15 protein-coding genes are annotated in these 15,188 nt (G+C 56.6%); 9 read left to right on the top strand and 6 right to left on the bottom strand.

Annotation, left to right across the window (positions count from 1 at the left end; all coding sequences use genetic code 11):
• Positions 1-65: 65 nt before the first annotated feature.
• Positions 66-722, bottom strand: coding sequence for a transcriptional repressor LexA (gene lexA, locus CR159_RS18260; RefSeq protein WP_102075393.1), 657 nt, complete (start codon positions 720-722; stop codon positions 66-68).
• 75 nt (positions 723-797) lie between these two features.
• Positions 798-2,000, bottom strand: coding sequence for an amino acid aminotransferase (locus CR159_RS18265; RefSeq protein WP_102075394.1), 1,203 nt, complete (start codon positions 1,998-2,000; stop codon positions 798-800).
• Between the two features lie 87 nt (positions 2,001-2,087).
• On the opposite strand from CR159_RS18265, the gene uvrB reads away from it, so the two are divergent.
• From uvrB to CR159_RS18300, 7 genes are all read left to right on the top strand, one after another.
• Entirely contained in the window at positions 2,088-4,112 is a 2,025-nt protein-coding gene (gene uvrB / locus CR159_RS18270; RefSeq protein WP_102075395.1) for an excinuclease ABC subunit UvrB, read from the top strand.
• Between the two features lie 363 nt (positions 4,113-4,475).
• Entirely contained in the window at positions 4,476-4,967 is a 492-nt protein-coding gene (locus tag CR159_RS18275; protein WP_102075396.1) for a low molecular weight protein-tyrosine-phosphatase, read from the top strand.
• Between the two features lie 195 nt (positions 4,968-5,162).
• Positions 5,163-5,672: a Fe-S cluster assembly transcriptional regulator IscR gene (iscR, locus tag CR159_RS18280; protein WP_102075397.1), complete on the top strand. Its 510-nt coding sequence runs from the start codon at positions 5,163-5,165 to the stop codon at positions 5,670-5,672.
• A gap of 19 nt (positions 5,673-5,691) precedes the next feature.
• Positions 5,692-6,903 (top strand): IscS subfamily cysteine desulfurase, encoded by a 1,212-nt coding sequence (locus tag CR159_RS18285; RefSeq protein ID WP_102075398.1) that lies wholly within the window; start codon positions 5,692-5,694, stop codon positions 6,901-6,903.
• 20 nt (positions 6,904-6,923) lie between these two features.
• Complete coding sequence (iscU, locus tag CR159_RS18290; RefSeq protein WP_102075399.1) at positions 6,924-7,307, top strand: Fe-S cluster assembly scaffold IscU; 384 nt, start codon at positions 6,924-6,926, stop codon at positions 7,305-7,307.
• A gap of 2 nt (positions 7,308-7,309) precedes the next feature.
• Positions 7,310-7,633 (top strand): iron-sulfur cluster assembly protein IscA, encoded by a 324-nt coding sequence (iscA, locus tag CR159_RS18295; RefSeq protein ID WP_102075400.1) that lies wholly within the window; start codon positions 7,310-7,312, stop codon positions 7,631-7,633.
• A 100-nt stretch (positions 7,634-7,733) separates the two neighbouring features.
• The gene (locus CR159_RS18300) at positions 7,734-8,615 is read left to right on the top strand and encodes a methylglyoxal synthase (protein ID WP_102075401.1); all 882 of its coding nucleotides are present in this window, start codon (positions 7,734-7,736) and stop codon (positions 8,613-8,615) included.
• A 71-nt stretch (positions 8,616-8,686) separates the two neighbouring features.
• Here the strand turns inward: CR159_RS18300 and lysS are convergent, their stop codons facing one another.
• The 3 genes from lysS to prfB all read right to left on the bottom strand — a co-directional run bounded on the left by lysS (position 8,687) and on the right by prfB (position 12,075).
• On the bottom strand, positions 8,687-10,207 hold the full coding sequence (lysS, locus tag CR159_RS18305) for a lysine--tRNA ligase (protein ID WP_102075402.1): 1,521 nt from the start codon (positions 10,205-10,207) through the stop codon (positions 8,687-8,689).
• 11 nt (positions 10,208-10,218) lie between these two features.
• Positions 10,219-10,968 (bottom strand): SDR family oxidoreductase, encoded by a 750-nt coding sequence (locus tag CR159_RS18310; RefSeq protein WP_102075403.1) that lies wholly within the window; start codon positions 10,966-10,968, stop codon positions 10,219-10,221.
• Positions 10,969-10,970: 2 nt separating this feature from the next.
• Positions 10,971-12,075 (bottom strand): peptide chain release factor 2 gene (gene prfB / locus CR159_RS18315; protein ID WP_143705481.1). Its coding sequence is split into 2 segments (ribosomal slippage): positions 10,971-11,993 and positions 11,995-12,075, totalling 1,104 coding nucleotides; the frame shifts between segments, so codons are not numbered across the junction.
• A gap of 113 nt (positions 12,076-12,188) precedes the next feature.
• On the opposite strand from prfB, the gene CR159_RS18320 reads away from it, so the two are divergent.
• Together CR159_RS18320 and CR159_RS18325 are read left to right on the top strand one after the other, a co-directional pair.
• Positions 12,189-12,803: a tellurite resistance/C4-dicarboxylate transporter family protein gene (locus CR159_RS18320; RefSeq protein ID WP_233208396.1), complete on the top strand. Its 615-nt coding sequence runs from the start codon at positions 12,189-12,191 to the stop codon at positions 12,801-12,803.
• Positions 12,804-12,923: 120 nt separating this feature from the next.
• On the top strand, positions 12,924-13,349 hold the full coding sequence (locus tag CR159_RS18325) for a FadR/GntR family transcriptional regulator (protein ID WP_369406264.1): 426 nt from the start codon (positions 12,924-12,926) through the stop codon (positions 13,347-13,349).
• Positions 13,350-13,656: 307 nt separating this feature from the next.
• Here CR159_RS18325 and CR159_RS18330 read toward each other — a convergent pair whose 3' ends face one another.
• Positions 13,657-14,634, bottom strand: a complete 978-nt coding sequence (locus CR159_RS18330) for a tripartite tricarboxylate transporter substrate binding protein (RefSeq protein ID WP_102075406.1) — start codon at positions 14,632-14,634, stop codon at positions 13,657-13,659.
• Positions 14,635-15,188: the final 554 nt, after the last annotated feature.

Raw genomic sequence — 15,188 nt, forward strand, 5'->3', positions numbered from 1 at the left:
CTTGATCAGGCTGTATGACAAAAAAAGGAAATCCGCGGATGTCCTTTTTTTGTGGCTTGGAGGGACTATTGCAGAGCTGTGGTTCGTATCAGCCCGACAGCAATGCCTTCGAGTGAAAATTCATCGTCGGGCGTGACAATGATGGGGGAGAAATTGGGATTCTCGGGAAGGAGCTCGATTCGGTTTCCGATACGCATAAGCCGTTTGACGGTGACTTCGTCGCCCAGGCGGGCCACGACAATTTGGCCATTACGGGCATCGGGCGTTTTCTTGACCGCCAGGAGGTCGCCATTGAGTATGCCAGCGTCGCGCATGCTAAGCCCGCGCACACGTAGCAGGTAGTCGGGGACTTGGCTGAAGAGGGCTGGTTCGATACCGATTTCGCGTTCGACATGTTCGGCGGCAAGAATGGGGCTGCCGGCGGCGACGTGGCCTACAAGAGGAATGAGCAATTGCTTGATCGCGTCGGATACGTGATCGACGGCATGGGCAATGCTGTTGCCGGGCATGGGCGTGAGGCGTATGCCGCGCGAGGCGCCTGCCGTGAGTTCGATGGCCCCTTTTTTGGCTAATGCCTTCAGGTGGTCTTCGGCGGCGTTGGCTGACTTGAAGCCCAGGGCACGAGCGATTTCGGCGCGTGTGGGAGGAAACCCGGTGCGCGCAATTTCGCTGCGGATGAGGTCGAGAATTTGTTGCTGACGCTCGGTGAGCTTAACGGCCATGGCAATCCAGACTGTGTTTTTATACAGTCTGGATTTTGCAATACTTCGACGAAAAGATCAAGCGGTAATGCCGTGTTATGCCAGGACCTTGGCTATTGAGGCGGCCACGTGGTCGAGATTGCCGCTATTCAAGGCTGCCACGCAGATGCGTCCGCTGCTGACGGCGTACACGCCGTATTCGTCACGCAGGCGGTCTACCTGTGCGGCGGTGAGGCCTGAATAGGAGAACATGCCGCGTTGCTTCAACACGAAGTCGAAGTCTTGCTGGATGCCGTGGTCCTTGAGCTTCTGCACCAGTTGTGTTCGCATGGCGCGAATGCGGTCGCGCATGCCGGCCAGCTCCTCCGTCCATAATGTGTACAGTTCCGGTGTATTGAGGATGGTGGAGACGACGGTGCCGCCATGCGTGGGGGGATTCGAATAGTTCGTGCGGATGACGCGCTTGAGCTGGCTAAGCACCCGGGTGGATTCTTCCTTGCTGGAAGACACCAATGTCAGTGCGCCGACGCGTTCTCCGTACAGCGAGAACGACTTCGAGAAGGAGGAGCTGATCAGCATGGTGAGATCGTGCTGCGCGAACAGGCGCACAACTGAAGCGTCTTCTTCCAGTCCATCGCCAAAGCCCTGGTAGGCGATGTCCAGAAACGGCACCAGGTTTTTGGCTTTGACGACTTCGACGATCTGTTGCCACTGCTCGAAAGTGGGATCGACCCCGGTAGGATTGTGGCAGCATGCATGGAAAAGAACGATGGTTTGCGGCGGCAGTGCTTGCAGGCTTTGCAGCATGCCGCTGAAGTTCAGGCCATGGCTTTCGGCGTCGTAGTAGGGATAGGTGTCTACCGTAAAACCCGCGCGCTCGAAAAGTGCGCGGTGGTTCTCCCAGCTTGGATCGCTGATGACCACTTTTGATTCCGGCAGCAGCTGCTTGAGGAAGTCGGCGCCAATCTTCAGCGCGCCGGTACCGCCCAGTGACTGTGCCGTGAGGACCCGGCCCGATGCCAATAGTTCAGAACCTTGGCCGAACAACAAGGTCTGGGCGGCCTTGTTGTAGCCGGGTATGCCTTCGATAGGAAGGTAACCGCGGGCTGCGGCGGCTTCGATACGCGCCATTTCCGCCTTGCGTACCGCTTGCAGCAAGGGCAGGCGGCCCTGGTCGTCGTAATACACACCCACTCCGAGATTGACCTTGCCCGCGCGCGTATCTGCGTTATATTGTTCGTTCAGGCCTAGGATGGGGTCGCGCGGGGCGAGTTCGACGGATTCGAATAGTGAGTGCATTTGATTGATTGGGAGAGAGTAAGGAATGGATACGGAAAACCGCGGGATTAGTATGATAATAAGGGGTTTACCCGGAATATGTCCAGTATGAACCTCCCGGCACCTGGCTTCATCGAATACCCCAACAGCCCGTTCCAGCTTTTCCGGCCTTATCCGCCGGCAGGCGACCAACCAGCCGCCATCGATGCGCTGGTCGAGGGGATGAACGACGGGCTGATGTTCCAGACCTTGCTGGGTGTGACGGGCTCAGGCAAGACCTACACCATGGCCAACGTCATCGCGCGCACAGGCCGTCCGGCCATCGTATTGGCACCCAACAAAACCCTGGCGGCACAACTGTATGCCGAAATGCGTGATTTTTTTCCGAACAACGCGGTCGAGTATTTCGTGTCCTATTACGACTACTACCAGCCGGAAGCCTATGTGGCGGCCCGCGACCTGTTCATCGAGAAAGACTCATCCATCAACGAGCACATTGAGCAGATGCGCCTGTCGGCGACCAAGAGCTTGCTGGAAAGGCGCGACACCATTATCGTGGGTACCGTTTCGTGCATCTACGGGATAGGCAACCCCGGTGACTATCACGCAATGGTGCTTACGCTGCGCGCCGGCGACCGCATAGCCCGCCAGGAATTGCTCGGCCGCCTGGTTGCCATGCAATACGAGCGCAACGACGTCGAATTCGTGCGGGGCGCCTTCAGAGCGCGCGGTGAAATCATCGATGTCTTTCCTGCCGAGCATGCCGAACTGGCCTTGCGCATTACCCTGTTCGATGACGAAATCGAAACGCTTGAGATGTTCGATCCCCTGACCGGCAAGATCAAGCATAAGTTGCCGCGCTTCACCGTTTTTCCAAGTTCCCACTATGTAACGCCGCGCGGCACCGTCTTGCGGGCCATTGAAACCATCAAGCAGGAATTGCGGGAACGCGTGGCTTTCCTAGTGTCCGACGGTAAACTGGTCGAGGCCCAGCGGCTCGAGCAGCGCACGCGCTTCGATCTGGAAATGCTTCAGGAACTGGGTTTCTGCAAAGGCATTGAAAACTACTCCCGACACCTGTCGGGGGCCGCGCCCGGCGAGCCGCCTCCCACGCTCATCGACTACCTGCCCGCCGATGCCTTGATGTTTATCGACGAAAGCCATGTGACCCTGGGGCAGCTCAGTGGCATGTACCTGGGAGATCGTTCACGCAAGTCCACGCTGGTCCAGTTTGGATTCCGCTTGCCTTCGGCGGTGGATAATCGTCCGCTGAAACTGGAAGAGTTCGAGCAGCGCATGCGGCAATGCGTCTTCGTATCGGCCACACCAGCGGCGTACGAGAAGGAGCATTCGGACAATGTCGTAGAACAGGTCGTGCGGCCTACGGGGCTGGTCGACCCTGAAGTGGAAGTGCGGCCCGCCACGACGCAGGTCGATGACCTGCTGGGCGAGATCAAGAAACGGGTAGAGCTCCAGGAGCGCGTATTGGTCACCACCCTGACCAAGCGCATGTCCGAAGACCTGACCGATTACCTCGCTGAGCACGGCATCAAGGTTCGCTATCTGCACTCCGATATCGATACGGTCGAGCGGGTTGAGATCATCCGCGACTTGCGCCTGGGCGTGTTCGATGTGCTTGTCGGTATCAACCTGCTGCGCGAAGGCCTGGATATTCCAGAGGTGTCGCTGGTTGCCATCCTGGATGCCGACAAAGAGGGTTTCCTGCGTTCCGAGCGCAGCCTTATACAGACGATGGGGCGGGCAGCCCGCAACCTGAACGGCAGGGCGATTCTCTACGCTGACCGTATTACCGATTCAATGCGCCGAGCCATGGGTGAAACGGAAAGGCGTCGATTGAAGCAGCTTGAGTTCAACGAAACGCATGGTATTACGGCGCGTAGTGTCAGCAAGGCTGTTCGGGAAATGATAGACGGTGTGATGGTAACGCCTGTCGAAAAGTCGGCCGCCGACGATATTTCGCCGGATGTGCTGCATGACGACAAGTCGCTGGCAAAGGAAATTCGCCGTCTGGAAAAACTGATGATGGACCACGCCAGGAATCTTGAGTTCGAACAGGCCGCCGCTGCGCGAGATACCTTGAATCGGCTTAAACAGAAAGCCTTATTTTCGTAAATACATGCCGCGACCCGCGACCAACGGTGTTGGAAATTTCCAACACCGCATCGGTATACATATCGCCGTAACAATATTGATTGCGGCGTTAAGCCGCGGGAAGCACGCAATACCTCTGTCAGTATACGAGTTTACCCCGGGTTTTGACGGGGTGGCGCAGCGATAAATGGTGTTGATGCACTGCATTATCATCTTGTCATATCTTGTCTTTTCAAGGACCTATGCAGTGGCTTCAGCTACCAGCAAAAGTAGGTAAGGTCTTGGTAGCGTTATGTTTTTATTTTTGTCAATGAGTACGTCGACGTAAATGTGGCCTTGCAAAAACTCTTGCCTTATTGCGGGTTTTCCCTCACACTCTTGCCTATGATGACTAAGGTACTTTTCGTTTGCATGGGTAATATCTGTCGCTCGCCAAGCGCAGAGGGTGTCTTTCGCCGTTTAATCGACGAGGCGGGGCTCTCTGAGGTCGTGGGCGTAGATTCGGCTGGCACCCACAGCTTTCATATTGGCGAGGCGCCCGACGCTCGCGCGCAGGCTGCTGCGCGCAAACGAGGCTACGAATTATCCCACTGTGTTGCGCGGCAGATCACCGCCGACGACTTCCGGGAATTCGACCTTATTCTTGCCATGGACTGGGAAAATCTTTCGGCCATGCAGCAGCAATGCCCGAAAATCTATCAGCACAAGCTCATGCTGTTAATGCGCTTTGCCAATGAATTTGAAGAGGCTACGGTGCCCGATCCCTACTATGGCGGTCCCGAAGGGTTCGGCAAAGTGCTCGATTACCTGGAAGACGCCTGTCAGGGTGTCCTTGAAATGGTGCGCAAGCGCGCTACCCAGTATCAGGCGGCATAGTTTCCTTCACGATCCACAACTGAAAACCGTGCCATGGCACGGTTTTTTTGCGTGGTGCCCACGATGGCGCGATCGTTCGCTCGCTTGTGCAATTACCCTAGCAAATTGGTCGGGAATTAGCTATACTTGAGTTAATTAGTCGGGTATGGCCTACCGGCTGATTTCATCCTCACTAGCTTGGGCAAGGAATTCACCATGCGTTTAACGACCAAAGGGCGTTTCGCCGTGACCGCCATGATCGACTTGGCATTACGTCAGCAAAGCGGTCCCGTTACTCTGGCCGGCATCAGCGATCGCCAGAATATATCGCTATCCTATCTTGAACAGCTCTTCGGAAAGCTGCGTCGCCATGAACTGGTCGACAGCATGCGCGGCCCGGGGGGTGGGTATTCGCTGGCACGGCTTGCGCGTAATATCACAGTCGCCGACATCATTTTCGCCGTGGACGAGCCGCTGGACGCCACGAGTTGCGGGGGCAAGGAAGATTGCAATATTGGCCGCAACGGTAATAGCGGCAAGTGCATGACGCACGAACTCTGGTCCACATTGAATCGTAAAATGGTAGATTATCTGGATTCGGTGTCATTGCAGGATCTGGTCGATCAGCAGCGTATGCGTTTGCTGCAGGAAGCAAGCAAAGAGCAAAAAGCCGTACGCGTCGACCGCCCCGCAAGCATATCCATAAAGTCCATTGCGCCCGCCTAAACCCCAGGAGCTCCGTTCCATGTCATCGCGACCCGTCTATTTCGACTATTCCGCCACTACGCCGGTTGATCCGCGGGTGGTCGAGAAGATGATACCGTGGCTGTACGAGAACTTTGGTAATCCCGCATCGCGTAGCCACGGCTATGGGTGGGATGCCGAAGAGGCCGTCGAGCTTGCGCGCACCCAGGTGGCCGAGCTGGTCAACGCCGATCCGCGCGAAATCGTCTGGACGTCCGGTGCCACCGAGTCCAATAATCTTGCATTGAAAGGCGCGGCCGCCTTCTATTCAACACGGGGCAAGCACATCGTCACGGTCCAGACCGAGCACAAGGCGGTCCTGGATACATGCCGCGAACTTGAGCGACAGGGTTACGAAGTTACCTATCTTCCGGTGGACGATAACGGCCTGCTGGATCCGGAACTGTTCAGGGCGGCACTGCGGCCCGACACCATCCTGGCTTCGGTGATGTTCGTCAATAATGAAATCGGTGTGGTGCAAGACATTGCGGCGCTGGCAGAAATATGCCGCGAGAAGGGTGTGGTTTTCCATGTCGATGCCGCACAAGCCACCGGCAAGATCGATATCGATCTCCAGACGCTCAAGGTAGACCTGATGTCGTTTTCAGCGCACAAGACCTATGGGCCCAAGGGCGTCGGTGCCTTATATATAAGCCGCAAGCCGCGCATACGCCTCGAAGCGCAAATGCACGGCGGCGGCCACGAGCGGGGTTTCCGCTCTGGCACCCTGGCACCGCATCAAATCGTCGGCATGGGCGAGGCATTCCGCTTGGCGCGGCTCGAAATGCAGGCCGAGAACGACCGCATCGGTGTGCTGCGCGACCGGCTCTGGGAGGGGCTGTCCAGGATGGAAGAGGTCTACCTGAATGGCGACGTCACGAAACGCGTGGCGCATAACTTGAATGTCAGCTTCAACTACATCGAAGGTGAGTCGCTGATCATGGCTCTCAAAGAGCTCGCTGTTTCCAGCGGTTCCGCGTGTACGTCGGCCAGCCTTGAGCCGTCGTACGTACTGCGCGCGCTGGGCCGCAGCGACGAACTCGCACACAGTTCCATCCGGTTTACGCTGGGGCGCTATACCACGTCCGCTGACGTCGATTTCGCCATCGATCTGCTTACGACCCATGTGGGAAGGCTGCGCGATATATCGCCATTGTGGGAAATGGCCCAGGAAGGCATAGACATCGATGCGGTGCAGTGGGCCGAGAATTAAAGCAAAGGATACGCGTCACAATGGCTTATAGCGATAAAGTGCTCGATCACTACGAGAACCCGCGCAATGTTGGTGCGTTCGACAAGGACGATATCCGCGTGGGCACCGGCATGGTCGGCAAGCCCACCGACGGTGAGGTCATGAAGCTTCAAATCAAGGTCAACGAATCGGGTATCATTGAAGATGCACGATTCAAAACGTATGGTTGCGGTTCAGCAATTGCTTCAAGCTCGCTCATCACCGAGTGGGTCAAGGGAAAGACCTTGGATCAGGCAATGGAAATCCGCAATACGGAAATTGCACGGGAACTTGCTTTACCGCCGGTAAAGATTCACTGTTCCATTCTGGCCGAAGATGCCATCAAGGCGGCGGTCCGGAACTACAAGGAAAAGCACCAGGACTAATCATGGGAATTACGCTTACACAACAGGCGGCTGACCATATCAGCCGGTATATCGAGAAACGTGGAAAGGGGCTGGGCTTGCGCCTGGGCGTTCGTACGACAGGATGTTCGGGCATGGCCTACAAGCTCGAGTACGTCGACGAACCCGCTGCCGGCGACCAAGTCGTCGAGCAATTCGGCGTCAAGGTATTTATCGACCCGAAAAGCTTGCCTTTCCTCGAAGGCACACAGCTCGACTATGGCCGTGAGGGTCTCAACGAAGGCTTCAGGTTTACCAACCCCAATGAAAAAGCCACTTGCGGCTGCGGCGAGTCGTTCACGGTCTGATGGAGCTGGTTAAACGCAGGGGCTATTGAAGCGGTACCGTCATATTCAGTTGGCCAGGCTCGGGTATAGTGATTGAACCTATCAATTTTCTATCTCGAGCATGCCTACCACTACTTTACGCTTCGGATTGGCCGCAAATCGTCTGCACCACGAAACTTACGGCGCCGCAATTTTTGAATGGCTGGAACGCTCGGCCGCTGGCATACGCGAGCTGGGCATCGAACTGCACACCGTAGGGCGCACTTACGATGCCATACAGCGTTCCGATCTACTCGAGGCTTATCCAGGCCTGATCCGCTATCCGTACGGCCGCGAAGGCGGTCTCATGAAGTTGGTGGCAAGGGTCACCGAGGGCCGCGACGGCGCGGCGCCTTTTGACGGGGCCATCTATCTTATCGATCCCGTTGATCCGTCATCCATTTTTCCTGAAGCGTTGGCATTGAAACGCCAGTGCATTACGCATGGCCGTCCGTTTGTCTCGACCCTGATGGGGGCCATTGAATGGATCGAGGTCGAACGCCTTTCAGCGGGTTTCGACCCGGATCCTGCTTTGCAGGCCATGTTTGATTTTTCCGGCCAGACGCTGGCCATGATCGCCCACGATGCCCTGAAAGACCAAATGGTGCAGTTTGCCAGCGCGCATTTTGGCCTGCTGTCCCGTTTCGCGACTCGGGTAGGCACCGGAACAACCGGTTCGCGTTTGAATGAGCTGGCATGGTCTCGTGGCTGGCCGAAGGGAAAGCCATGGGTCCAGCCATATTTAAGCGGCCCCTTGGGCGGTGATGCGCAAATTGCCGAGCTGGTGCTTGAACGCCGTTGCCAGCGCGTCATATTTTTCGAAGATCCGCACGTCGCACGACAGCACGAGGCCGATATCCAGCTGCTGGAACGAGCCGTGCGCGTTGTCACCGACAAGGCCAGCTGCATTGCTTCGCCGGCAGTTGCCCATAAGTGGGCTTCCGCCATGACACGGCTTGCTTGAAAATCGCGCATGCAGGATGCGCGGTGGCCGTAGTTGGCGGATACCATCGTCAACTACGGCGGATGCCGAGGCTAGTCTTCCTTGCGCAGGTGCGGGAATAGAATGACATCCCGGATGCTGGCGCTGTCGGTCAGCAGCATGACCAGCCGGTCGATGCCGATTCCGCAACCACCCGTAGGGGGCATGCCGTATTCCAGGGCGCGGATGTAGTCGGCGTCATAGAACATGGCTTCTTCGTCGCCTGCGTCCTTGGCTTCCACTTGTGCCAGGAATCGTGCAGCCTGATCTTCAGGATCATTCAGCTCCGAAAAGCCATTGGCAATTTCCCGGCCCGTCATGAAGAGCTCGAAGCGTTCGGTGACGCCGTCCTGTGTGTCGGACGCCCGTGCAAGTGGCGAGACCTCGATCGGATAGTCAATGATATAGGTGGGGTTCCAGAGCTTGGCTTCGGCTGTTTCTTCGAACAAGGCCAGTTGCAGCGCACCGATGCCGGCACGCGCAAGTACCGGGCCGTCAACGTCGGCGCCCATGCGTTTGAGTTCGGTACGCAGGAAGCTTACATCGCGCAATTGCGCCTCGGTATAAGCCGGGGCATATTTTAGAATGGCCTGCACGATAGTCAGGCGGTCAAACGGCTGGCTGAGGTCGACCGTTTTTTCCTGATAAGTTAGTACGGCGCTGCCCGTGGCCGCAATGGCTGCTTCGCGTATCAGCGACTCGGTAAAGTCCATAAGCCACCGATAGTCGGTGTAGGCCGCATAGAACTCCATCATGGTGAATTCCGGGTTATGACGGGGGCTGACCCCTTCATTGCGGAAATTGCGGTTTACTTCGAAGACGCGGTCGAAGCCGCCCACGACCAGACGCTTAAGGTAGAGCTCGGGCGCGATGCGCAGGAACATCTGCATGTCGAGCGCATTGTGATGCGTGACAAACGGCTTGGCGGCCGCGCCTCCGGGTATGGGGTGCAGCATGGGCGTTTCGACTTCCAGGAAGCCGGCATCGAGCATGAACTGGCGGATGCTGCCCATGGCCTTGCTGCGCGCGACAAAGGTACGGCGCGTTTCCTCGGTCATGATGAGATCGACATAGCGCTGGCGATAGCGCAATTCCTGGTCTGCCACGCCGTGGAACTTGTCGGGCAGGGGACGTAGCGACTTGGAAAGCAGCCGGACAGTCGTGGCGTGTACGGACAGTTCGCCCTTGTTCGTCTTGAATACCGTGCCTTCTATACCAATGATGTCGCCGATATCCCAGGTCTTGAACTGTGCGTAGACGTCTTCGCCGATGTTGTTCCTGTCAAGGAAAATCTGGATGCGGCCGGTGCTGTCTTGCAGGGTGGCAAAGCTGGCTTTGCCCATCACCCGCTTGAGCATCATGCGACCGGCTACGGTGACGTGCTTGGCGACTTCCGCCAACGCGTCTTTATCGAGCGCGTCGTAGTCTGAATGCAGCGCTGCGGCGCTGCTGTCTGGACGGAAGTCATTGGGATAGGCCACGCCGGAAGCGCGTAATTTTGCCAGTTTGCTGCGGCGTTCCGCGATCAGGTGGTTCTCGTCGATGGCAAGTGGGGATGGCGTAGGTTCGTTCATTGTGTATGGTTTCAAGCGTGATTTCGGATGTCGTCGAGCACGGTGGTGCCGAAGCTGTCGTTGGCGATGTAGCGCAGTATTTTTTCGGCTACGGCCTCGGGAGAGGGCAGCTGGCCTTGCTCATGCATCTGGGCGAAGCGTTCCACACTGGGAAATTGGCTGGAGTCGCTGCTTCGTATTTTCGCTTGCATTCCGGTGTCGATGACGCCCGGTGCCAGGGATGCGACCCGGACACCATGGTCTTCGGCATTCAGCACCTGGGTGTAGTGATCCAGCGCAGCTTTCGTCGCGCAATATACGCCCCAGCCGGGCGTGGGGTTGCGGCCCGCGCCGGAGGATATATTGAGTATACGGCGGTCTGCTGCGGCCGGTGTGGCACGAAGAAAGGAAGCAATCAGCACAATGACGCTGGTCACGTTCAGGTTGAATGCCTGGGCAATCGCGCCGGCGTCGGCAAGATCGCCAGCCTGGCTGATGGGTTCGACCGTTCCAGCGTTATTGATGAGCAGATAGCGTTGTGCCTGGCGCGGCAGGTCGGCCGCAATACGGTCGGCACACGCCTGTGCGGCCGATGGATCGGACAGGTCGGCCCGGACTTGCTGCAGCACGGCCCCACAGGCAGAGGCCTGCTCGGCCAGTTCAGCGTTTTCATTGCGAGCAATGCTGATGACCTGGGTGCCGGATTTCAGCAGGCTGGTGACCAATGCCTGGCCCAGGCCGCGTGAGGCGCCGGTGACGATGGCGACAGTCGATGCTTCCATATTTATACCCCTTGCTTGAGACTGGCTTGAATGAACGGGTCCAGATCGCCATCCAGCACTTTCTGGGTATTTGATATTTCTACGTTGGTGCGCAGGTCTTTGATGCGACTTTGATCGAGCACGTAAGAGCGGATCTGATGGCCCCAGCCGACATCGGTCTTGGAATCTTCCATTTTCTGCTGTTCGGCCATGCGGTTGCGCATTTCCAATTCATATAACCGTGACTTGAGCATCTGCATGGCTTCGGCGCGGTTGCGATGCTGGGAGCGGTCGTTCTGGCATTGCACCACGATGCCGGTGGGCATGTGGGTCAGGCGCACCGCAGAATCGGTTTTGTTTATGTGCTGGCCGCCTGCACCACTGGCGCGATAGGTATCCACCCGCAAGTCGGCCGGATTTATCTCGATCTCGACCGAATCATCGATCTCCGGGTAGACGAATACGCTGGCAAACGAGGTGTGGCGCCCATTGGCGGAATCGAATGGGCTTTTGCGCACGAGGCGGTGCACACCGGTCTCGGTGCGCAGGTAGCCAAAGGCGTAATCGCCGAGGATCTTGATAGTGGCCGATTTGATGCCCGCAACTTCGCCATCGGACTCTTCAAGTACTTCGACCTTGAAATCCTTGCGTTCGCAATAGCGCAGGTATTGGCGCAGCAATATGGACGCCCAGTCTTGCGCTTCGGTGCCCCCGGCGCCGGCCTGGATGTCCATGAAGCAATTCAGCGGGTCGGCCGGATTGGAGAACATGCGCCTGAATTCGAGATCTTCGAGCCGCGTTCCGAGCGTTTCGATATCGTTTTCGATGGCAAGCAATGTTGCCTCGTCATCGTCTTCGGCAGCCATGTCGAACAGTTCCTGAGCGTCGGTCAGGCCAATGCCTATCTCGGTCAGCGTGTGAACGGTGTTTTCCAGGCTTTTCTTTTCGCGACCCAGCTCTTGTGCGTGCTTGGGGTCATTCCAGACCTCGGCGCTTTCGAGTTCGGCGTTTACAACGTGCAGGCGTTCGGACTTGGCATCGTAGTCAAAGATACCCCCGTAGTGCCAGCTGGCGGTCCGCGTAGTCTTGCAGGCGGGCGGCGAGTTGGTTTTGACGTTCGGCTTCCATAACTTTTCCTGAATGTGTTGAGCTTGCGATGGCGCAAGTTAGGGTGAACCAAATATTTTACCTTGTACGGAGCGTAGAATGCGGCTTACTGCCCAGAACAGGTCGAATTACGCATGAAAACGATAAATTCCCCCGCTCCGACCCGGGATACCGCAAGGCCCGATGCCGCGGCAGCCGGCCGTATTGAGATGCCAGCCGGGCTGGCTGGAATGTCGCCGGCGAACTTCGGCATGGTCATGGCTACCGGCATTGTGTCCTTGAGTGCCTACGTACTGGGGTTCGTCCCGGTCGCCCAGGCGCTGTTCTGGCTGAACATAGGCCTGTATGGCGTGTTATGGGCACTGACGGTGGCGCGTGCCGTTCTATATCCGCGTGTCTTCTTTGGTGACTTGCAGGATCATCTTCGTGCACCCGGTTTTTTCACGACCGTCGCGGCCACGTCCATTCTGGCTTGTCAATTCATGGTTTTGATCCACGATACGCATTTCGGCCTGGTTCTGTGGGCCTTCGCCGTGGTGCTCTGGTTCGTCCTCACCTATTCGATATTCATGGCGCTGACGGTCAAGCGCGACAAACCTGCGCTTGACCGGGGCATTAACGGTGGCTGGCTGCTGGCGGTGGTGGCGACGCAGTCGATAGCGGTAAGCAGCGCCTTGCTGGCCGCCGTCAGCGCCCTTCATGGGATACGCCGCAACGCACATGCTTGTAAATCACGGCAGCGCCTGTGAGGCCAACCGCCCCAGCCGAAGAAAAGACCTCGCACAGTCCCATGCAGAAAAAGGCCTCCGAGCGTCCGTTCGTATCTTGGCCGCGCAGGTAGGCGCCACTGTCTTCGCCTTGCTTAAATCGTGGCCGGCGGTGGCCACGCTGAGCTGATGGTGGCTCGGCTACTCATCGAACCCTTAATGCCCGGCTTGATTGTGCAGCACTCGACCGGTGCCGATTTCAAGCATATGCTTGTCTGCCTGGAACAGGCTGAAGCGGCAAATAGTATTGAGGCTTTCGAGCACTGGGACGAAGAGCTGCATAAAGCGTTCGCCGTTGCTAGCCATAATTCCTTTTTCGTGCAGCTGTTGGAGCTCACGAATAAAGTCCTCGAGCAAGGGGAGTGGGGGCGATTAAAACGCATTTCCTTGACGCCAGAGACCCGGCGACAATACGAGCTGCAACATCGGGCGATTGTCGAAGCGCTCACTGACCGGGACGCCGGACTGGCTAGGGATTTGCTCTTTGGGCATTTGCAATTGATACAGCGCAACTTATTTGGCGGCTAAGTTCCCGGAGGCTTATGAGATTGGGCTACCCACCTAATGAGTCGACGACGTCACCTGCGTGGCAATGTCCCATTCCCTTCTAGCGTTGATAGTGAAGAGAGGGCAAATAAAGCAGAGAACCGCGTAGTGGTCAGGCATTCGCTTAGCGTTGGCTAGTGCGTTAATCAAGCACGCCGCCTAAGCCATACTTATTTTTTTGCTGCCTTCTCGGACTGAACCATCAGCTGGGCAACTGAGAGATCCCGCCCCTGCGTTACTGCCTAGACCAAGCCGCCTCTTTGACTGCTCGGTCTAGTGCGCTTTCGGTTTAAAGACCCGCCGACTTGCCGAGTTCGCTAAATTCCTGGATGCCTTTCTCGTATTCGGCGGAAACGACGTCCACAGACGGCGCCGGTTTGGCCGCTGGGGTAGCGGTCTGCTCCATGAGAGTCTTCTGTACCACTGGATCAGAAAGCACCTTTGCCATCGCCTGGTTAAGTTCAGCGAGGATAGGGGCAGGCGTCCCCGCTTTTACGAAGAGCCCCGTCCACAGCGACGCATAAAATCCCTTCAACGAGCTGCTCTCATCGCTCGATGGCACGTTAGGCAACCTGTCTTGCCTCTCTGGCGAAAGCGCGGTGATGAAGTTGAATCTGCCGCTCTCGGCCATTGACATGTGTTGCGCTGTGTACATATTGATAAAAAGATCGACGCGACCTCCTGCAAGATCCCGCACGACATCCGCGCCCCCTTTATAAGGAACATGCAACAAAGGAGCCCCCATTCGGCGAGATAGCTCTTCGCCTAATACGTGATTGAGGGTCCCTACCCCCACGCTTGCATAACTTAGGGGAACGCCATCCTTTGCGGATTCTTTGGCAAGGGTAGCCAACTCATCAGCGTTTTTGGCCTGCAAGCCACTTCGGGCGAAGATCACGTAAGGAGACGTACCTATCATGTGAATGGGTACAAAGTCTGTGCTCTTGATCGCATTTTCCTTATTTACCATACCGGCAAGCACAAGCTGGCTAGGGGTGCCTTCGAATATCGTGAGGCCATCGGCAGGCTCCTTTAACACCCTTCGCGCGCCAATTACGCCCCCTGCGCCCGGCAGGTTTTCGACGACGACATTGGCTTGCAAAGCCTCTCCCAGGGATACCGCAACAATCCTGCCCATAACATCCAGTTGTCCACCAGCGCTAAATGGGATAACCAGCCTAAATGTCCTGCTCGGCGACTGGGCTAAAACGGCACCTGACACCACCAGGCACGCGAACAACAAGACTAGGGATCGGACTTTATGCATTTTTATTCCTCTTTAGGGCTAAACGGACAAGGACGTCGTGTCAGACAAATAATCGTTGGCGTAAAGATGTCCTTGGGGTTGCATTACTGAATAACTTACTTTTTCCTTAATGGGCACGGACTCCTACCCGTGATTTCCTTAAGACCGTGTTCACCCTACGCAATTGGCGTAACGTTTTATCGGCTAGGAAACAGCGTTAATTTTTGGAGCGTGCATAATCGACCAATGCCTGCATCATCGATGTCGCCGAGTTCTGGACTGCCGCGAATCCCTCAGTTTTACGAAACGTCGATGTATCGATGAAGAGTTTTTTGTTCACTTCTACGAAGATGCTGTCAATGCCCTCCTCGGGCTTTGAGTGACGCTTAATTAGCTCGCCGCCGTAGTAGGGAAAATTGATGCTGACCGTGTGACCAAGGCCTTTGAGTGAAGCGCCCCGGCTTTCGTGGAGGCCGGTTGGTTTAAGTCAGACCTCGACAGCGACCTTTTCAGTCAGTTGCCGATAATAATTTTCTTCAGCTTCTGCCGGTGGAATATACCCGATAGGAGCCAAC

This window comes from Pollutimonas subterranea (assembly GCF_002849655.1).
In the GTDB taxonomy this organism is placed as follows: domain Bacteria; phylum Pseudomonadota; class Gammaproteobacteria; order Burkholderiales; family Burkholderiaceae_B; genus Pollutimonas; species Pollutimonas subterranea.